At 53.8% G+C, this 18,915-nt stretch carries 18 protein-coding genes; 3 read left to right on the plus strand and 15 right to left on the minus strand.

Annotation, left to right across the window (positions count from 1 at the left end; all coding sequences use genetic code 11):
- Window positions 1-25 precede the first annotated feature (25 nt).
- Window positions 26-943, plus strand: coding sequence for a 1-acylglycerol-3-phosphate O-acyltransferase, YihG family (gene yihG / locus RG807_RS13830; protein ID WP_309045410.1), 918 nt, complete (start codon window positions 26-28; stop codon window positions 941-943).
- Window positions 944-953: 10 nt separating this feature from the next.
- Here the strand turns inward: yihG and RG807_RS13835 are convergent, their stop codons facing one another.
- The 4 genes from RG807_RS13835 to zapE all read right to left on the minus strand — a co-directional run bounded on the left by RG807_RS13835 (window position 954) and on the right by zapE (window position 8,442).
- Entirely contained in the window at window positions 954-3,641 is a 2,688-nt protein-coding gene (locus RG807_RS13835; RefSeq protein WP_309045411.1) for a LuxR C-terminal-related transcriptional regulator, read from the minus strand.
- A gap of 163 nt (window positions 3,642-3,804) precedes the next feature.
- The gene (locus RG807_RS13840; RefSeq protein ID WP_309045412.1) at window positions 3,805-5,163 is read right to left on the minus strand and encodes a DUF1329 domain-containing protein; all 1,359 of its coding nucleotides are present in this window, start codon (window positions 5,161-5,163) and stop codon (window positions 3,805-3,807) included.
- A gap of 33 nt (window positions 5,164-5,196) precedes the next feature.
- Window positions 5,197-7,053, minus strand: a complete 1,857-nt coding sequence (locus RG807_RS13845) for a DUF1302 domain-containing protein (RefSeq protein WP_309045413.1) — start codon at window positions 7,051-7,053, stop codon at window positions 5,197-5,199.
- Window positions 7,054-7,308: 255 nt separating this feature from the next.
- Window positions 7,309-8,442 carry a cell division protein ZapE gene (zapE, locus tag RG807_RS13850; RefSeq protein WP_309045414.1) on the minus strand — a complete coding sequence of 378 codons (1,134 nt, stop codon included), beginning with the start codon at window positions 8,440-8,442 and terminating at the stop codon, window positions 7,309-7,311.
- Window positions 8,443-8,636: 194 nt separating this feature from the next.
- Here zapE and RG807_RS13855 point away from each other — a divergent pair, with 194 nt between their 5' ends.
- Window positions 8,637-9,065: a Z-ring associated ZapG family protein gene (locus tag RG807_RS13855; protein WP_298448223.1), complete on the plus strand. Its 429-nt coding sequence runs from the start codon at window positions 8,637-8,639 to the stop codon at window positions 9,063-9,065.
- A gap of 32 nt (window positions 9,066-9,097) precedes the next feature.
- Here RG807_RS13855 and RG807_RS13860 read toward each other — a convergent pair whose 3' ends face one another.
- The 11 genes from RG807_RS13860 to RG807_RS13910 form a co-directional block, all read right to left on the minus strand.
- Window positions 9,098-9,841: a Nif3-like dinuclear metal center hexameric protein gene (locus tag RG807_RS13860; RefSeq protein WP_309045415.1), complete on the minus strand. Its 744-nt coding sequence runs from the start codon at window positions 9,839-9,841 to the stop codon at window positions 9,098-9,100.
- 48 nt (window positions 9,842-9,889) lie between these two features.
- A complete protein-coding gene (hisC, locus tag RG807_RS13865; RefSeq protein ID WP_309045416.1) occupies window positions 9,890-10,942 on the minus strand; it encodes a histidinol-phosphate transaminase in 1,053 nt (350 codons plus the stop codon).
- Window positions 10,935-12,245, minus strand: coding sequence for a histidinol dehydrogenase (hisD, locus tag RG807_RS13870; protein WP_309045417.1), 1,311 nt, complete (start codon window positions 12,243-12,245; stop codon window positions 10,935-10,937). Before hisD ends, hisC begins: the two co-directional genes overlap by 8 nt.
- 26 nt (window positions 12,246-12,271) lie before the next feature.
- On the minus strand, window positions 12,272-12,910 hold the full coding sequence (gene hisG / locus RG807_RS13875) for an ATP phosphoribosyltransferase (RefSeq protein ID WP_309045418.1): 639 nt from the start codon (window positions 12,908-12,910) through the stop codon (window positions 12,272-12,274).
- A gap of 29 nt (window positions 12,911-12,939) precedes the next feature.
- Complete coding sequence (murA, locus tag RG807_RS13880) at window positions 12,940-14,202, minus strand: UDP-N-acetylglucosamine 1-carboxyvinyltransferase (RefSeq protein WP_309045419.1); 1,263 nt, start codon at window positions 14,200-14,202, stop codon at window positions 12,940-12,942.
- A gap of 28 nt (window positions 14,203-14,230) precedes the next feature.
- Window positions 14,231-14,473 (minus strand): BolA family protein, encoded by a 243-nt coding sequence (locus RG807_RS13885; RefSeq protein ID WP_298448233.1) that lies wholly within the window; start codon window positions 14,471-14,473, stop codon window positions 14,231-14,233.
- 25 nt (window positions 14,474-14,498) lie between these two features.
- Window positions 14,499-14,807 (minus strand): STAS domain-containing protein, encoded by a 309-nt coding sequence (locus RG807_RS13890; RefSeq protein WP_309045420.1) that lies wholly within the window; start codon window positions 14,805-14,807, stop codon window positions 14,499-14,501.
- A complete protein-coding gene (locus RG807_RS13895; RefSeq protein ID WP_309045447.1) occupies window positions 14,804-15,418 on the minus strand; it encodes an MlaC/ttg2D family ABC transporter substrate-binding protein in 615 nt (204 codons plus the stop codon). The genes RG807_RS13890 and RG807_RS13895 overlap by 4 nt, the downstream gene beginning before the upstream one ends.
- A gap of 85 nt (window positions 15,419-15,503) precedes the next feature.
- Window positions 15,504-15,953, minus strand: coding sequence for an outer membrane lipid asymmetry maintenance protein MlaD (mlaD, locus tag RG807_RS13900; protein ID WP_309045421.1), 450 nt, complete (start codon window positions 15,951-15,953; stop codon window positions 15,504-15,506).
- Window positions 15,954-15,987: 34 nt separating this feature from the next.
- On the minus strand, window positions 15,988-16,770 hold the full coding sequence (gene mlaE / locus RG807_RS13905; protein WP_309045422.1) for a lipid asymmetry maintenance ABC transporter permease subunit MlaE: 783 nt from the start codon (window positions 16,768-16,770) through the stop codon (window positions 15,988-15,990).
- A complete protein-coding gene (locus RG807_RS13910) occupies window positions 16,767-17,579 on the minus strand; it encodes an ABC transporter ATP-binding protein (protein WP_309045423.1) in 813 nt (270 codons plus the stop codon). Before RG807_RS13910 ends, mlaE begins: the two co-directional genes overlap by 4 nt.
- A 313-nt stretch (window positions 17,580-17,892) precedes the next feature.
- Between RG807_RS13910 and RG807_RS13915 the strand changes: the two genes are divergently transcribed.
- Window positions 17,893-18,873: a KpsF/GutQ family sugar-phosphate isomerase gene (locus tag RG807_RS13915; protein WP_309045424.1), complete on the plus strand. Its 981-nt coding sequence runs from the start codon at window positions 17,893-17,895 to the stop codon at window positions 18,871-18,873.
- Window positions 18,874-18,915: the final 42 nt, after the last annotated feature.

The following is an 18,915-nucleotide window of genomic DNA, read 5'->3' on the forward strand; positions in this document are numbered from 1 at the left end:
GACAAACAGACAGAGACGCTTCCGAATGTTTTATTTTTTGCCTGCGCCGCTAAAGGGAACCCTGGCGGCTCTTCTTGTAGTGCTTAGCACACTGACACTTTTCCCATTCCTCATGCTGTTTGCACTGTTGAAACTGGTGCTTCCCGTTACCTTCATTCGTAAAGGTTGCACGGTGGTTCTGAACACCATCGCCCACGTTTGGATAGGGTTTAACAACTTGGTGATGGATAGCTTGCACAAGATCGAGTGGGATGTGCGGGGCGCGCAGCATCTCAGCCAGGAACACTGGTACTTTGTTACCTGCAACCACCAGAGCTGGGCCGACATTCCGGCAATACAGTACGTACTCAACAGCAGGATCCCACTGCTCAAGTTCTTCCTGAAAAAAGAGCTTATGTGGGTGCCGCTACTGGGCATTGCCTGGTGGGCACTGGATTTCCCCTTTATGCACCGCCACACGAAAGAGCAGATCGCCAAAAACCCGGAACTGAAGGGCAAAGATATTGCGGCTACCGAAGCTGCGTGCGAGAAGTTCCGTTATACACCGGTAACCATTTTCAACTTTATGGAGGGCACGCGCTTCACGCCCGCCAAACATCAGCGCCAGAAATCGCCCTATAAAAACTTGCTCAAACCCCGGGCCGGAGGCACCGCCTTCGTTTTAGGTGCCATGGGGGAGATGTTACATACCATGCTGGATGTCACCATTGTTTACCCCGGTGCCGGGGAGCAGCGCATCGGTATTTGGGACTACCTTTCCGGGCGTATCGAAAGGATTATTATTGATATCAGAATTCGGGAGATTCCACCGCAATTTCTGGGAATGGACTATGAAAGCAATCGCGAAACCCGGGTGGAGTTTCAGCGCTGGGTAAGTGAGCTATGGGCCGAAAAGGATGCCCTTATCGAAACTCTGAAGAACGAAGATCTTCAGCGCCCGTAAGCTGTGCTCTCTACAACAAGCCCAGCTCTCGGGCGCGAACCGTTGCCTGGGTGCGGGAGCGTACTTCCAGCTTGGCGTTTATACGGCGGGCGTGGGTTTTGACTGTGTGCAGAGAAATATGCAGTTTGTCTGCAATCTCCTGGTTCGATAACCCTTTGGCAATCAACTCCAGCACAACCTGTTCCCGCTCGCTGATAGGCTCAGCAAGCGAAGCAGGCAGCTCAGCCCCGGATATGGCAAATAAGCGGCCCAATGCGTCCCGAAAGGGCGTGCTTGGTAGCTGGCCGTAAGCCCGTGCCATCAGCTCATTCAGCTCCAGCTTTAGCTCTGCAAACGGGCTGATAAAGTGCTCTTTTTCCGCTTCGGACACCACACTCACGAGTATTTTTTGTGCGGCAGCCGGGCCCTTATCCTCACTGATCAATATGGCTTCCAGCAACCGCATGTGGAGATCCACTCCCCAAGGGATGGCCTCTTCATAACGCTTGCGGGTATTTGCCAGGGTTTCACGGGCCCTTACCGTTTCGCCCCGGGCAAGATCCAGGCGCACCTGCAAACAATCGAGTAGCCCAGGCATCATGGGAAAGAGTTCCGGCACGCAACCGGCATCCCGGTATGGCTGCAATCTCGCGAGCGCCTGAGCGACACTGTCCAACTGGTTCTGGGCCAGCCAGCAGCTGGCCTTGAGTGCTTCGAGCACCGGCACATAAAGAGACTCATCTACCTGCCAGGTGTGCATGGTCCGCTCAGCCCTTCCTATCCATACAAAGGCATCTTCCAAACGATCTTGTGACCGGCACATCAACACTCGAATGGCCATTGCCAGTAGCAATCCCAAGTCGCGGGCCTGCTCGGCGTGGCGACCACAGGTTACCAACAAGCGATCCGCTTCCGCATCGCGCCCCTGGTGCCAAAGCACAAGCACCAGGTTGAGTTGGAGCCTCGTTTCACCGATCCTTGCGGGGCGAGCCTGCTCCTGAACGGCCGTATCGAGACCGGTTCGAAGCAGCTGTTCAGCATGCTTAAGCGCCCCCTTTCCAAGCTCAATACGGGCATGAGCATAGACTGCCAGAGCCTCTGACCCTGGGTCGCCCGCTTCCCTTGCCAAGCGGGATGCTGCCCGATTTGCCTCCCGCGCTTCCACAAATCGCCCAGACGCACACAGGGCGCTAGCCCGGACCATTTGGGTTACCAACTGGCCCTGAGGTGACAACTCACCCCCCGAGAGGGCTCGATCAGCCATATCCAGAGCGGGAGCTACTTGCCCCTCTCCCCGCAAAATAAATGCCCTGAGCGCAAAAACCCGTGCCTCGTATTCCTGATAATTCTGCCCTTCCATGCCGTCAAGCAGTGACCTGGCCTGCCGAAACTGGCCGCCTATGGCATGCACCCAGCTATACACAATTCTCAGCCTCGCACTGCGTTCCAGCAGTGGAGCCGGAAGGCTTTTACGTAAACGCAACAAGGAGGCCGTATCCTGCCCCAGCAAAAGTGCTTCAGAACCCTCAGAAGCGATGTGGATGATTTCTTCTGCATCTCCCGCAAGCAATGAATATTTCAGTGCCTCCGGGAACTGATTGCGATTGCTGAACCACAGGCTGGCAGCAAGCATTCTGTCGGTATAGCCTGCCATCACTGGCGCTTTAAGCCATTCCATTAATAATGGATTGATTCTGTACCAGCGCCCCCAGCCCGGCATAACTTTTACCGGCAAGCCTCGCTCACACGCTTCAGATGGAAGCAGAACGCCGCCGGGAATTGGCGGCTCCAGCGCTAAAAGCAGCTCATCAGAGCAAAGCCCAAGTTCCGACATGGCCCTGAGCGATCCCACCTGCCCCTGCGACAAACTGCCCAGCACAGACTCCTTCAGAAAACGCCCTACTCCTGGCGTCTCAGAAACCGCGTGCCTCTCGGAGCTTTGCAAGATATCCCGACGATAGAGAGCCAAGGGCGTAGGCCAGCCCTCGGTTAAATCATACAGATGGTCAATAGCCACACTGGTTAGCTGTTGGTTGTTCAGTACTTCCTGGAAAAAACCGAAGGTTTCACTTCTGCTGAACTCAAGTTTTTCGGTGCCTATGCGGGTGAAACGGTTTTCAAGCTCCAATGAATGCGTTTCATAGGGCAGGGCCTGCCGTGAAAGCATAGCAACCGAAAAGTTGGACGGGATATCTGCTACCAGCTGCTGAAGCAGTGCAACGACGGCAGGGTTCGATATGTGGTGCAGGCCATCAAGAACAAGAACATGGCGTTTCTGTTCTGGGGCCTTTTTCAGCGCCAAAAGCATTATGGCGAGAACATCGGGGAAGGTCGTACTCCCCTGCAGGCCACTTTCGCAGGATTCAGGTATATCCAGCGCCACAGACAACAACCCTAAAAAACGGGTTGGTGCGTTGTCCTGGCTATTCAGCTGCAACCACCGAACAGAGTCATCAGGGATACCTGACGCTTGAATACCCAAAGCAACCGCATGGGATTTCCCATAGCCACAAGGGGCATCAACAAACAACACACCGCGAGGTGTTAATGCATCGGAAACCAGCGCCGCGAGATGAGGACGCGCCAAGGCATCTGCTGGCACAACCGGTGCCTGCAGCCTTTGCCTGAGCAAATCTCTTACTAACTCACCTCGTTGAAGCCCGCTATTTGCAGACTGAAACTCGTCATTGGCTGCATAGCCGTCTTTAAATGATTTCAAACGATGCCCCGAATACGCCTTTGGTATTATAGGAGGTTAAACCAAGTGAGGTGCTGGCTGCAAAGTTTTGACGTTAAAGGTGCATGTCTGGCGGCAATTTTTTATCACAGAAACAGAAACGGCGGGCCAAGGCCCGCCGTTTCTGAAAGATCCAGGTTTACACTTAGGTACCTGCACGGCGAAGAGCCGCGGGCGTGTAATCTCTGGACTGGCGCTGAACGCCAAATTGGTACGGATTCGTTTCCTCGTTGGTCAGACCGTTGACCAGGTAACGGCCGGACAAAAGGTCATAGAGGGTTTCAATCGCATACCAAGGCACATCCCGGTCGTAAAACTGCATGGAGTGAGCTTCAGCAACTCGCCAGAGCTCTCCACGACCATCGTAATGATCAACAACCGCAGCCTGCCAGGTATCTTCGTCAATATAGAGATCACGCTGGGCATAGATATGGCGCTCGCCCTCTTTCAGAGTAGCCTTCACGTGCCAAACCCGATGCAGCTCATATCGCGTAAGATTCTGGTTGATATGGCCAGGCTTTATGATCTGGTCATAGGTCAAGTCGCGATCGACCAGCTTGTAGGAGTTGTACGGAATATACATTTCCTTTTTGCCGACCAGCTCCCAGTTGTACCGATCTGGCGCGCCGTTGAACATATCGAAGTTATCCGATGTGCGCATGCCATCAGCCGCTGTACCTGGTCCATCGTAAGCAACCTGTGGTGCACGGCGAACGCGGCGTTGCCCAGCGTTATATACCCAGGCACGACGTGGCTCAGCTACCTGATCAAGGGTCTCGTGTACCAGCAGTACGTTACCGGCCAATCGTGCTGGCCCGGTAATTGCCTGCTTGAAGTAGAACAATACGTTGGGATCTTTGTCCGGGGCGTAATCTGTCAAATAGGTACGCCATGTAAGCTCATCCTGGAACTTAACAATGGAATAGGATCCGTTGGTTGTTGGCGTTGCCTGCCCGACGTTACGCTGAACAGAACCACCACGATAGCGGGTGATGTGGTTCCAGTAGGCTTCGAGACCGTTCTGAGGAATCGGAAACGGCGTTGCGTTCTGATAGTTGTCCAAGCCGTTACCACCTTTGATCATTTCTGCTTTGGTGGCGTTCTTGACGGTCTCATCCATGATGTCTTGGGGATAGGCTGCTGTGCGATGGGTTTCATAAACCGGAAGCACGTAGTCCTTGTATTGCTTGATCATTGCAACCTGCCCAGGGGACAGCTTGTCGGCATATTCCGCCACGTTGCTCTGATCAATCGTGAACTGGGGCTTCTCGTTAGGGAACGGGTTTACATAAATGCCGTCGCCTTTGTAGCCCGCAGGCGGTGTTGTCAGGCCGCCATCCCATGCAGGGATCGCTCCACCATTACCTGCTTTTTCTGCACCGATAGGTGTCAGTGAGTCACCCAGTTTGGCTGCCTCCCCTGCAGAAACTGCACCCCAAGCCTGGCCCGCAACGAGACTCGCCGCCAAAATGCCTGTGGCCAGTAATTTCTTGTTTAGTTTCATTTAAATTACCTCGTTAAACGAATTTTTGACGGTTCAGAATGAGTAGGAAACGCTGGCACTCACGAAATCCCGATCAGTCAACTCGTTATACGGCTTGCCACCGAAAAAGTTTGTGTAACCGATTTCACCGGTAATCTTGTTCTGGTACACAGCCTCAACAGACAGGCCAAGAGCCTTGTTGCCTTCGTTGAAGTTACCGCCAGGAGAAGGAGCATAGCCCTTCACGTCATGGCTCCACGCAATCTGCGGTGACAGGTTGATGCCTGCAAAGACGTTCGGGTAGTTCCATACCAAACGGGAGCGATAGCCCCAGGAGAAGTCAGTTGTAAACCCGTCGTTATTACAGTAGTTGGTGTTAATGTTTTCTGCAGCTCCGCCTTCGCCTTTACAGATATCACCTGTGGCCAACGGCAGCGTACCAATACCAAAGGTGCCTGAACGGCCGTACCTTGCCTCATCATAGCTTGGGAGGTCGTGCACATAGGTAGCACCGAACTCAGCAATCAACGACATACGGCTGGCACCCATGATCTGATCAAAGAACTTGATCAGTGTGAACTGTGCCTGAGATACGCCAAAGCGATCGTTACCGGACACCTTCATTCCCGGGGTAAGCGTTCCAAGTTCTTCGCGACGCTGGTCTTCCAGCTTGCCCAGAACCTCTCCGTTCGGGCCACGCTTCTGCAAGCCTGCGTAGATCAGCTCAAACGCGTTCCATTGCAGCGGCATATTATCGCGGTAGGAGTATTCAGCTCCAAGCGACCAGCCACCCGGGGTGTTGGTGTTGATACTGATACCGTACAGGTTAATGTTTTCCGGGTACTCAACATAGTACGACGGGAAAGGACTATTGCCATCGTTTACTGTTCCGCTCACGTACGGCAGGCGGCTGTTGTACTTGATGTAATAAAAACCAAGCTCAGAATCGTTCAACGCCGGCACATACCAACGCATAGCAACACCGAACTGATCCTTTGAATCTGCTTCTTCATCACCTAAGCGCGGCGCGATAAAGCCCTGAGCGTATGCCTGGGAATCGGGCAGCTGGCCTGCGAGTAGCACGGGGCCACAACCATCAGATGTAAAATCGTTGGTGGAGAAGAATGTTCCACAGTCATCCGCACGAACGGGTGCCCAATCTGTCTGCACGAATGCCTCAAGAGTGATGTTCTCCGTGACACCGGCCGACATGTAAAGCATTTCAACCGGCAGAAGAGCGTCTTTCAGCTCGGAGCCAGGCGCACGAAATGCGGGCACGTCAATGGGGTTAATGGCGTTTATGCCACCCTGGATAAAGGTGCTCTCACCCCAGCTCACTACCTGCTTGCCGTAGCGCACACTCAGGGGCACGTCGCCCAGGTACCAGTTGGTAAACACGTAAGCGTCGAGAAGTTCTCCGCCCGATGCATTGCCTTTCGCTGAATCATTGAGCTCACGTCGCTGACCAACATAGTCCGTCGCACGCCCCTCATCTTTCAATTCGAAGTCATACCAGTAGCGAACACGGGCCAAACCACCGACACGGGTCAGGTATTGGCTATCAACCGCGTAATCAAGGAACAGTTCAGTGTTGCCTTTGACGATCTTGGAGTAGGTGTCACCCTTTTCAAAGTTGAGGTTGCCATCATCGTAGTTGTTCGTTGATGCACCAATATTTGCGTTAGTGCCACCGGGGGCGTAACTCGGGCCAAGGTTACCCTGGGCGATCAAGCGCGCGTCCCGATCCTGGGTACGCCAACCGACACCCGCTGATAGCGTGGTGTTAATCTGGGCTTCCACATCCCCAACATAGAAAGAATAAGCAGATGCCTGGCCCGAAAGGCCCGCTGCAACTGCCACGGCAAGCGGTAATTTTGTCCAACGCTGCCATTGGTGTGTTTTTCTTGTCATTGGAAGGCTACTCCATTGTTGTTCTGAGTCGCTGCTCTGATTATTGGTATTCACGATGTATTGGAGGCTTCATGCACAGTGCTCGTGATGTAAGCACTATAGCTAACGCTGTCCACTGCTTTGATCAGTCAAAAGTATGATTTTGCTCTCACTACCTGCTCACCGCCCCGATCGGCGCCGGGTTTACTCGCACGCCTTCACTATAGACAACATTTGCAGATGCAACCACTTTGCTTTTGATGGATTTTTGCTGATTTAGGGCTTATGGGGTGCTTCGAGATATTCCTGCGACTGCATTTCCAGAAGACGGGATTCCGTCCGCTCAAACTCGAAGCTCAACCGGCCGCCGGAATAAAGCTCGGTAATGGGGGCCGCCGCAGAAATGATGACCTTCACGTTGCGGTCGTAAAACTCGTCGATCATGTTCACGAAGCGTCGGGATTGGTCGTCTTTCTCACCCCCGAGCACGGGCACATTGCTGACGATGATGGCGTGAAACTGGCGCGCCATTTCAATGTAATCATTCTGGCTGCGCGGGCCGTCGCACACATCTTTAAAATCAAACCAGACCACATCGTCGGCATGGGCCTGCGCGGGAATCTTGCGGCCGTTGATCTCCATGGACTTGCTGTGCTTGCCCGCTTCCACCGCCAGCGCGTCAAAGCTTCTACGCAAACTCGCATCCGCCTCTTCACCCAGCGGGGAGTAGAAGAGTTCAGCTTGTTCCAGAGTTCGCAGCCGGTAATCGATGCCGCCGTCGACGTTCACCACATCGGTGTATTTATTTACCAATGCGATAGCGGGCAGAAAACGAGCCCGCTGCAAACCATCCTTATAGAGCCCGTCAGGGACAATGTTGGACGTGCACACCAAGGTAACGCCTCGCTTGAACAAGCCTTCCATTAAGGTTGCCAGGATCATTGCATCGCCAATATCAGAAACAAAAAACTCATCGAAGCAGATCACCCGAGTTTCATTGGCGAATTTTTTTGCCACCAGATCCAAGGGGTTCTTTTCGCCTTTAACGTTTTTCAGCTCCTGGTGTACCCGCTGCATAAATCGGTGAAAATGCACGCGCATTTTACGCTTGAACGGTAGCGACTCGAAAAAGGTGTCCATGAGATAGGTTTTGCCACGACCAACACCGCCCCAGAAGTACAGCCCCTTAACGGGTTCTTCCCGGCCTTTTTTCAACTTGCGCCGCAATTTGGTGACCGCTTTACCGCGTTCGCTTTCCGCGTCCACCAGTTTATCGTAGAGTGTCTGTAGGCGCTGAACGGCATCAGCCTGTGCCGCGTCCTTATGAAACTCCGGGCGCTCAAGATCCGCTTGGTAACGCTGCCAGGGTGTCTGGTTTGCGGTGGCGATAGAAGGCGAAGAAGCTGTCATCAGGAAATCCCGGGGTCAGATCGTTGATTTTGGGCGGCGTATTATCGCGTATATACGTTTTTTTCGCCATGCTGAAGACCCACCGGGCAATACGACGATCGGCGCAGTATTCAGGCATGGGCTGATGACGCTACGAGCGTTATACTGACCGATATGGATTTGCTCATTTTTAAGGCAACAGGACGAGATAGCATATGACAAACCTGATTCTGGCAGCGATTGCCGCATTGATTGTTGGCATTGTCATCGGAGCGATTTTTGGCCGCTCAGGACAAGGTTCCACGCTGCGGCAGCGCCGTGCCGAGCAGCAGGCCGAGGAGGTGCGTAATGAGTACACTCGCTACCAGGCCCAGGTAAATGAGCATTTTATGGAGTCAGCCCACTTGCTACGCCGTTTTAACGATGCATACCGAGACGTAAACCAGCACATGGCTCGTGGTGCGAATCGGTTGTGTAACGACGAGGAGTGGATGGCTGAACTGGCAGAGGAAACGTCTCGCAAGCGCCTGGAAGAGGTCTCCGAAGATGGTGCTGAGCCACCCAGGGACTATGCGCCAAAAACTTCTGGCACCTTGTCTGAAGATTTCGGGCTCAAGAAGGGTGACAAGTCGGCGGAGGCTTGATTTCGCCTGCCGCTGGCCTCTGTTCCGCTTCGTTAAACTGGATTGTCGCAGTCAATGAAGCGATGCTTGATCCCGAACTCTTTTTCTAGTGCTGCTCCAAGCGCCTTTACACCATACCTCTCTGTTGCGTGGTGGCCGGCAGCGTAATAGTGAATTCCACATTCCCGGGCTGTATGTGTAGTCGGCTCGGAGATTTCACCACTGATATAGGCATCCAGGCCCGCATCAATTGCGGTGTTGATGAATCCTTGCGCTGCGCCTGTACACCACCCTACCCTTTTGATTTCTGCTTTGCCGTCGCCGACTCTTAAGGGTTCTCTATGGAGTGCTCTTGCGATGTGCAACCCGAATTTTTCGGGACTGATCGCTTCCTTAAGCTCACCTTCCCAAACCAGACCGTTTAGCGGCCTTGGATTTTCGATGCCCAGGATATCTGCTAACTGGCGGTTGTTGCCGTATTCCGAGTGATCATCCAACGGCAGGTGGTAAGCTACAAGGTTGATGTCGTTATCCAATAGGCGTTTTATGCGCTCGCGTTTCATGCCTCGGATGGCTTGGTCTTCACCTTTCCAGAAGTAGCCGTGGTGAACGATCAGCATGTCGGCATTTGCTGCTATGGCGGCTTCTATGAGATCTCTGGAGGCGGTTACGCCGGTGACGATGGTGCTGATCTCACTTTTGCCTTCGACCTGCAGGCCGTTTGGGCAGTAGTCCTGGAATTCGCCCGGCTTTAGCCACTCATTGAGTTTAGCGAGAATACTGTCACGGGTTGCCATGCTTTATCCTCTTTTGCCTTAGACTTGGGAGTTATCGGCTTTGGTGGTTTACAGAGATTTAAGGCCGGCAATTAGGGCGTCATTTTGCTCTGGGGTACCGATAGTAATCCGCAAAAACTCGCTGATTCTCGGCTTATTGAAATGACGCACGATGATGCCCTGCTCTCTCAAATCTTGCGCAAGGCCTTCACCAGACTTCTCCCTATGACGAGCAAAAACGAAGTTGGCCTTGGACGGCAAGACTTCAAAGTTCAAACCTTCCAGGGCCTTAGTGACTCGCTCCCGCTCAGAGATCACGCCCTTGCACGACTTTTGGAACCAAGCCTCATCTTCGTACGCAGCTTTTGCACCTGCCTGTGCAAGCCTGTCTAACGGGTAGCTGTTGAAGCTGTCTTTAACGCGGTTTAGCGCTTCAATCAGATCCGGGTGACCGATGGCGAAGCCGACCCGCAAGCCAGCCAAAGAACGGGCTTTGGAAAGGGTTTGGCAAACCAGCAGGTTGGGATACTGACCCACTAGTTTGACGGCAGATTCGCCGCCAAAGTCTACATAAGCTTCGTCGACTACAACAACACGCTCGGTGTTGGCCTGAAGGATTGTCTCTACATGCTCCAGCCCAAGATAACGGCCGGTGGGCGCGTTTGGGTTGGGGAAGATGACTCCACCGTTTGGCTGCTTGTAGTCTTCAGGGTTGATTTCGAAGCTGTCGGTGAGGGGTACTGCTTTGCCGTCGATGTTGTAAAGGCCGCAGTACACCGGGTAAAAACTGTAGGTTACATCCGGAAACAGCACGGGTTGGCCGTGCTGGAACAGGGCGCAGAATATGTGAGCCAGAACTTCGTCGGAGCCATTGCCCAAAAACACTTGTTCGGGTTTTACACTGTGGTAGGTGGCAATGGTCTGGCGCAGGCTTGAGCCTTCCGGATCCGGGTAGAGGCGCAGGCTGTCGTTAAGTTCTGCCTGGATAGCCTCGATTACCTTTGGCGAGGGGCCGAAAGGGTTTTCGTTGGTGTTCAGTTTTACCAGGTTGGCCATTTTTGGTTGCTCGCCTGGCACATAGGGGACCAGGCTTTTGACCAGAGGACTCCAGAATTTACTCATCGCTTTTAATCCTGTACTCAGCTGAACGTGCGTGGGCAGTTAGCCCCTCTCCCCTTGCCAACACCGAAGCAACCCGCCCCATACGATCGGCACCTTTGGCACTAAAACCAATGATGGAGGAGCGCTTCTGGAAATCGTAAACGCCCAACGGGGATGAGAACCGGGCAGTGCCGCTGGTAGGCAGCACGTGGTTAGGTCCAGCACAGTAATCGCCCAATGCTTCGGCGGTGTATCGGCCCATAAAGATGGCACCAGCGTGGCGGATTTCTTCGAGCAAGGCTTCGGGGCTTTCGACAGAGAGTTCCAGGTGTTCGGGCGCTATGCGATTGGATACTTTTGCGGCTTCGTTCAGGTCTGCAACGTGAATCAGCGCTGCGCGATCCGTCATGGAGGTGCGGATGATGTCGGCGCGTTCCATGGTGGGGAGCAGTTTGTTGATGCTGGCTTCTACAGCATCGAGGAATTCCGCATCGGGGCTGATCAGTATGGATTGGGCTTGTTCGTCGTGCTCCGCCTGGGAGAACAAATCCATGGCGATCCAGTCGGGATTGGTTTTGCCATCGCAGATTACGAGGATTTCCGAAGGGCCGGCGATCATATCTATACCAACCGTGCCGAAGACTTCCCGCTTGGCAGTGGCTACGTAGATGTTGCCTGGGCCAACGATTTTGTCTACTGCCGGAATGGTTTCTGTGCCGTAAGCAAGAGCACCAACTGCTTGCGCACCGCCTACCGTAAATACACGATCAACACCTGCGATGGCCGCAGCGGCCAGTACCAAGTCGTTCACTAGGCCATCCGGAGTAGGGACAACCATAATGACTTCGCCCACACCAGCCACTTTTGCTGGAATGGCGTTCATCAATACAGACGATGGATAAGCCGCCTTGCCACCCGGCACGTAAAGGCCCGCGCGATCCAGAGGCGTTACTTTCTGGCCCAGCACAGTGCCGTCTTCGTCCTGATACTGCCAGGATTTCTGCTCCTGACGTTCGTGGTAATCCCGCACCCGGTCTGCGGCTTGCTGCAGTGCCACGCGCTGATTCTGTGGAATAGCTTCCAAAGCCTGCTGTAAGCGACTCTGGCTCATTTCCAGCTCTGCAACACTGCTGGCTGTCAAACGATCAAACTTCTCCGTGAACTCCAGAACCGCTTGGTCACCACGAGTTTTTACTTGATGCAGGATATGCCGTACTGACTCGTTCACCTGATGATCAACACTGTCATCCCAAGCCAACAGCGTGGCCAGCTGGCTATTAAAGTCAGCTTGGGAGGCGTTCAATCGTTTGATGCTAACGGTCATGTCTCAAATCCTGCGTTGGATTGTTTCTAGCGACGCTTATCTACAGCCACCGCCATCTTCTCGATAATGGGATTAATATGATCGTGTTTCATCTTCATGGAAGCACGATTAACCACCAGCCTGGTGCTGATATGGTCAATCAGCTCGCGAGCTTCAAGGCCATTGGCCTTCAAGGTATTGCCGGTATCTACGATATCGACAATCTCGTCCGCTAACCCAAGAATCGGCGCCAGTTCCATTGCACCATATAGCTTGATGAAGTCGGCCTGCCGGCCCTGCGCTGCATAGTACCGGCGAGCCATGTTGACGAACTTGGTGGCTACACGAATACGCCCAACGGGGGGTGCTTCACCTACGGGGCCTGCGGTCATCAGCCGGCAACGAGCAATATTTAAATCCAGAGGCTCGTATAGCCCTTCCCCGCCGTGCTCCATCAACACATCCTTACCCGTTACACCCAAATCCGCACCGCCGTACTGCACGTAAGTAGGTACGTCGGTGGCGCGGAGAATGAGCACGCGCACATTCGGGTCCGAGGTGGGGAACACCAGCTTACGGGATTTCTTGATATCGTCGATCAGCTCAATTCCGGCTTCCGCCAGCAGTGGCAGGGTTTCTTCCAGGATTCGCCCCTTCGACAAGGCGATGGTGATGGAATCTGTCATGCGTCCTTCCGGTTTCCCGTATGTGTCTGTCACGCTGGCAAGCGGCGGATACTTCCACCAAGCAGCTGCAGCTTCTCTTCAATGCATTCGTACCCGCGATCAATATGGTAGATACGATCAATAATCGTATCTCCATCTGCCATCAAGCCTGCAATAACCAAGCTGGCAGACGCTCGCAAGTCAGTTGCCATGACCGGAGCACCCGTCAGGTGGTCAACACCTTTGATAATCGCGGCATTGCCTTCCAGCGTGATGTCCGCACCCATGCGGGTCAGTTCTTGCAGGTGCATGAAGCGATTCTCGAACACCGTCTCGATGATGGTACCGGTGCCTTCTGCTACCGCGTTCATGGCCGCAAACTGTGCCTGCATATCCGTGGGAAACGCCGGGTAAGGTGCTGTGCGGATGTTAACCGCCTTCGGGCGCTTACCTTTCATGTCCAGCTCGATCCAGTCAGGGCCGGAGGTGATATGGGCCCCTGCCTCTTCCAGTTTGAGCAGCACTGCATCCAGCAAATCTGCGCGGGTATCTTTCAGTTTTACCCGGCCGCCAGTCGCTGCTGCTGCCACCAGATAGGTTCCGGTTTCGATACGGTCTGGCAGTACGTTGTAGTGACAACCATGCAGGCGCTCAACACCTTCAATTTCGATGGTTGAAGTACCGTGCCCGGTGATCTTCGCGCCCATGGCAATGAGGCACTCGGCAAGGTCTACAACTTCGGGCTCACGAGCCGCGTTTTCGAGGATAGTTTTACCATCCGCAAGGGTTGCAGCCATCAACAGGTTTTCGGTGCCGGTTACAGTCACCACGTCCATGAAAATGTGCGCGCCTTTCAAGCGGCCATTGGTTTTCGCTTTGATATAACCGTTTTCCACGGTGATATCCGCGCCCATTTGCTCAAGGCCCTGAATATGCAGGTTTACCGGGCGGCTACCAATGGCACACCCACCTGGCAGAGAGACCTCCGCCTCACCAAAGTGTGTGACCAGCGGCCCCAGCACCAAAATGGAGGCGCGCATGGTTTTAACGAGCTCGTAAGGGGCATGGAAATGCTTGATGGTGTTGGCGTGAATTTCCACGCTCATTTTCTCATCAATCATCAAATCCACACCCATGCGGCCCAAGAGCTCGATCATGGTGGTCACGTCGTGCAGATGTGGCAGATTACCAACGGTAACCGGCTCGTCTGCCAGCAGAGTTGCCGCAAGAATAGGAAGCGCTGCGTTTTTGGCGCCGGAAATCCGGATCTCGCCGTCCAGAGGCTTACGGCCTCGGATTAGAAGTTTGTCCACAATAGTAATCCTGTTGTGTGCGAGAGGCTCAGCCCTGACGCGCAGCCCATTCAGCCGGGGTAAAAGGTTTCGGGTGAAGGGCGTGAATAGTGCCATCCATAATTTGCTGGAATAGCGCTTTGTTGATCAGCTGCTGTCGTTTGATGCTCGACAGGCCTTCAAAAACGTCACCTATAACGACCACCATATAATGGTTACCGTCGATCTGTACCTGCACCTCACAACCGGGCAGTGCTTCCTCGACCAACTGGGTGACTTCGGTGGCGTCCATAGTAAATCCTCAGATATTTATGAAATCAGGGGCGGGATTGTAACCAATCTGCGAGGCTGCTCAAAGCGGCAAGAGAAACGAGACGATCAGGGGCACCGGCAAAAGACAATACAACCCCCTGCTTTTCCGCCAGCCGACTCCAACATAGCAACATGGAGAGAATAACGCTGTGAGTGGTAGATAAGCCCGAAAGATCTACTACCACGCTATTTCCGGCAGCGGTGATAAGCCGCTCACCTTCAGCCCGCAGGGGAGCAACATTGTGGGCATCGATCGCGCCGGAGACAAACAGCGCACCTGCCTCCAGCCGAACTGCCGGTGCTTCCGTGCTCATGATTTATTCACTTCATCTTCCAGGTTGAGGGATTTCACCGCATCGCTCCAACCATCAATCACTGTCTCAACCTGACCGCGATTGGCTTCCATTTCCTGGGTAAAGCGGTCCCGGAAGGAAAGACCAATGTTAACCCCTTCAACGATGACATTTTCCATCATCCAGTTGCTGCCTTCATCCTTGCGATACATGGAATAGGTAACTGAATGACGGTTTCCAGACGCAGTAATGACTTCCATGGCTACCGACGCCCGGTTGTCGTCACCGGGGTTAATTGTAGCGCCCCGCACCTTGATTTCGAAATTGTCTGCGCTCATCAGCGCCTGCGCGTAGCTATCAAAAAGACTGCGTTTGAACTTGACCACAAACTCGTTCCGCTGCTCAGGCGTTGCCTGGCGCGCATAGCGCCCCATTACACGGGCAGCAATCCGGCGAAAATCCACGAAACCTTCCAGCTCATCGTCCATGTTCTGGTAAAAAGCTTCCGGGTCACTTTCATAGAGGCCACGTTCTTCATTGAGCTTGTTCACCAATCGCTGCGTGTTTTCATCGACATACTGTTGCAAATCGTCTTCCGGGCCGGCCTGTACCGATGCCACGCAAAACGCCATCAGTGTGACGGCGAGAAAAAATCGCTGTGTAACGTGCTGTATTAAAACAGTCATCTCGCTTCTCCTGTTCTGTCGCTCGACTGGCTTATTTACCAGACGCAAAATTGCTGATCAGCCGCTCGATATTCATCGCCGACTGGGTGGAATAAAAGGTATCACCAGGCTGGAGCGAGTCCATTTCACCACCTATGGATATATCAATATACTGCTCACCCAGCAGTCCGGATGTGCGTATTACTGCTGCGCTGTCCGCCGGAATATTGTCTACATCCCCATGAATGGACATAGCCACCCGCGCCTGGAAGGTTTCCTTGTTCAGGGTAATCGAATCGATACTACCCACCGTTACACCCGCCATGGACACCCTGCCCCGGGGGGTAATCCCGCCGGTGTCATTAAAGTCCGCGTAAATGGTGTAGGTGCTTTTGGCCGATTTTGGGGACAGCCCGCTTACCTGAAGTGCCAAAAACAGCAGCGCTGCCAAGCCAGCCAGCATAAACAGGCCAACTGTGATGTCCGTTGTTCTTTGTGTCATTACCGGCTCCCGGTGTTATCTCGTCAATCGTTGATCAGAAGTTGCCGAACATTACGGCAGTCAGCACAAAATCCAGCCCCAAGACAGCCAGCGAGGAATACACCACAGTTTTGGTGGTAGCCGAGCTGATGCCTGCCGATGTGGGCACACAATCATAACCTTGGTAAACCGCAATCCAGGCACACACAAAACCGAACACGACGCTTTTGATAATGCCATTCACGACGTCGTCCCAAAAGTCCACCGAAGCCTGCATGTTGCCCCAGTAGGAACCTTCAAAAACGCCAAGCCACTCTACGCCCACGAGCATGCCGCCCCAGATACCCACCATGGAGAAGATGATGGCCAGAATCGGCATAGCAATAAACCCAGCCCAAAGCCTGGGGGCAATAACCCGGCGCAAGGGATCTACGCCCATCATTTCCATACTGGAAAGCTGCTCGGTTGCTTTCATCAGGCCGATTTCAGCGGTCAGCGCCGACCCGGCACGCCCGGCGAACAGCAAGGCAGTTACCACAGGCCCGAGCTCACGCACCAGGGTAAGCGCAATCATCTGCCCAATAGCCGCTTCGGAGCCAAAATCGCTGAGTATGGTGTAGCCCTGCAGGCCCAGCACCATACCGATAAACAGTCCCGAAACCACTATGATCGCAAGCGACAGGACGCCAACGGAGTACAGTTGTTTCATCAACAGGGGGAAGCCGGTTTTCGGGCGGGGAACGCCTGACAGCACGCCCGCCAGAAAGCGACCGGCACGGCCTATGGAGATAACGAGATCTGCCCCGCTACGCCCAAAGGAAGCAATTTTGTCGATCAAGAGACACCTCCTGCAAGCCCGAAATCCTCGGCAGCCGCGGAAGACGGGTAATGGAATGGCACGGGGCCATCCGGGTGCCCGTTCAAAAACTGCTGTACCTGCTCAGATGGGTGATTCTGCAATTCGGCGGGGCTGCCCGCTCCAATCACTTTGCCGTCTGCAATAATACAGGCGTAATGGCAGATGCTCAGGGACTCTTGCACATCATGGGACACCAGAACACTGGTGAGCCCCATGGAGCTGTTCAGATCGCGAATCAGCTTCACCAGTACGCCCATGCCAATAGGGTCCTGCCCCGCAAAGGGCTCATCGTACATGATAAGCTCCGGGTCGAGCGCAATACTGCGCGCCAGGGCCACGCGCCGGTTCATGCCACCGGAAAGCTCAGAAGGCATGAGATTGCGAGCACCTCGCAGGCCAACCGCTTCCAACTTCATCAACACTATGTCGTTAATCATGTCTTCCGGCAGTTTGGTGTGCACGCGCATGGGAAAGGCCACGTTCTCGTATACGCTCAAATCCGTAAACAACGCACCACTCTGGAATAGCATGCCCATCTTTTCCCGGAACTTGTAAAGCTCCTTACGGCGAAGCTCGCCGATCGACTGGCCATCTACCACAATACTGCCTGAATCCGGCCGAAGCTGACCGCCGACCAAACGAAGCAAGGTGGTTTTACCACTGCCGCTGGGGCCCATAATGGCGGTGATTTTCCCTCGGGGAATCTCCACAGACACACCATTAAAAACACGGCGCTCAGAACGTGAAAACACAACGTCCTTTAATGTAATGTACGAGTCCAACCCCATATTCCTTACCTTTCAGCCCATCGCTTTTAGCCTTCACCCCGCAGCCTTAAGCTCTCAACACATAAAGGTTATGGCTGCAGGGAGCGGCTACATTATGCCAAGGAGCCCTCAAGCTCAATCAATGCTTCCCAAAATGAATTGATAGCAATGATCAGTTTTACTGATCACCCGGTTTAACTTGCGGTAACCAGACTGCTCAGCTCGCGGGAAATGTTATACTCCGCTAATCTAATCGCACCCTTCTATTTTCACATAGATAGCACCAGGTTATTTCATACATACGGTGCTAACGAAAAAGCAGGTTTTTCGCCCGATGACTGAAAAGAGAACATACGATTTCCGTACTCCTGCACTCCAGGCCATACGCATTGAGCGGGATGCCATCAGTGCCCTTGAACACCGCATTGATGATCATTTTAAACGTGCCTGCGAAGTCATCATGGCCTGCAAAGGCCGGGTTGTAGTGACCGGCATGGGTAAATCGGGCCACATAGGTCATAAGATAGCAGCCACACTGGCAAGCACCGGAACACCTTCGTTCTTTGTCCACCCCGGGGAGGCCAGCCACGGTGACATGGGGATGATTACCAGTCAGGACGTGGTTATTGCTATTTCGAACAGCGGCAATACCAGCGAAGTGGTTACCATTTTGCCACTGATCAAACGCATGGGCGCTCCATTAATCAGCATGACTGGCAACCCAACGTCCACTTTGGCAAAAGAAGCCGTGGCAAATCTGGATGTCAGTGTTGAAACAGAGGCTTGCCCACTTGGTCTGGCGCCTACCTCCAGCACCACCGCCACGTTAGTCATGGGCGATGCGCTGGCTGTTGCCTTGCTGGAAGCCCGGGGCTTCAGTGCAGAGGACTTTGCTTTCTCCCATCCCGGTGGCAGCCTGGGCCGCAAGCTCCTGCTACGGGTATCGGACATCATGCACACTGGTGACCGCATCCCTATCGTGAATGAAGACACCACATTGAGCGGGGCCCTGCTGGAGATATCCCGGAAGGGGCTGGGCATGACTACGGTGGTAAACGCTAGCGGCACCATGACCGGCATATTCACAGACGGGGACCTCCGCCGCACCCTCGACAAGCCCATTGATGTACACACAACCCCGATACGGGACGTGATGACACGCAACGGCAGAACCATTCAGCCGGACCAGCTTGCTGCAGAAGCGCTGAACGTGATGGAAGGCCTCAAGATCAGTGCGCTGCCAGTGACTGATGTTGACGGCGCCCTGGTCGGAGCCATCAATATGCACGACCTGTTACGCGCCGGTGTTATTTAAAGCCAGCTCAGAAACAAATTTAAGAGCAAGCACACAAGGCAT

It is taken from the genome of Marinobacter sediminicola (assembly GCF_031157525.1).
Classification (GTDB): domain Bacteria; phylum Pseudomonadota; class Gammaproteobacteria; order Pseudomonadales; family Oleiphilaceae; genus Marinobacter; species Marinobacter sediminicola.

Bases quoted from the DNA above. Each gene is read 5' to 3' on its own strand.
- hisC (WP_309045416.1), bottom strand. From the start codon at position 10,942: ATGAGTAAATTCTGGAGTCCTCTGGTCAAAAGCCTGGTCCCCTATGTG.
- RG807_RS13885 (WP_298448233.1), bottom strand. From the start codon at position 14,473: ATGGACGCCACCGAAGTCACCCAGTTGGTCGAGGAAGCACTGCCCGGT.
- RG807_RS13855 (WP_298448223.1), top strand. From the start codon at position 8,637: ATGACAAACCTGATTCTGGCAGCGATTGCCGCATTGATTGTTGGCATT.
- RG807_RS13840 (WP_309045412.1), bottom strand. From the start codon at position 5,163: ATGAAACTAAACAAGAAATTACTGGCCACAGGCATTTTGGCGGCGAGT.
- RG807_RS13895 (WP_309045447.1), bottom strand. From the start codon at position 15,418: ATGGCGTTTTGCGTGGCATCGGTACAGGCCGGCCCGGAAGACGATTTG.
- RG807_RS13915 (WP_309045424.1), top strand. From the start codon at position 17,893: ATGACTGAAAAGAGAACATACGATTTCCGTACTCCTGCACTCCAGGCC.
- hisG (WP_309045418.1), bottom strand. From the start codon at position 12,910: ATGACAGATTCCATCACCATCGCCTTGTCGAAGGGGCGAATCCTGGAA.
- zapE (WP_309045414.1), bottom strand. From the start codon at position 8,442: ATGACAGCTTCTTCGCCTTCTATCGCCACCGCAAACCAGACACCCTGG.
- RG807_RS13890 (WP_309045420.1), bottom strand. From the start codon at position 14,807: ATGAGCACGGAAGCACCGGCAGTTCGGCTGGAGGCAGGTGCGCTGTTT.
- hisD (WP_309045417.1), bottom strand. From the start codon at position 12,245: ATGACCGTTAGCATCAAACGATTGAACGCCTCCCAAGCTGACTTTAAT.
- RG807_RS13845 (WP_309045413.1), bottom strand. From the start codon at position 7,053: ATGACAAGAAAAACACACCAATGGCAGCGTTGGACAAAATTACCGCTT.
- yihG (WP_309045410.1), top strand. From the start codon at position 26: ATGTTTTATTTTTTGCCTGCGCCGCTAAAGGGAACCCTGGCGGCTCTT.
- mlaD (WP_309045421.1), bottom strand. From the start codon at position 15,953: ATGACACAAAGAACAACGGACATCACAGTTGGCCTGTTTATGCTGGCT.
- RG807_RS13910 (WP_309045423.1), bottom strand. From the start codon at position 17,579: ATGGGGTTGGACTCGTACATTACATTAAAGGACGTTGTGTTTTCACGT.
- RG807_RS13860 (WP_309045415.1), bottom strand. From the start codon at position 9,841: ATGGCAACCCGTGACAGTATTCTCGCTAAACTCAATGAGTGGCTAAAG.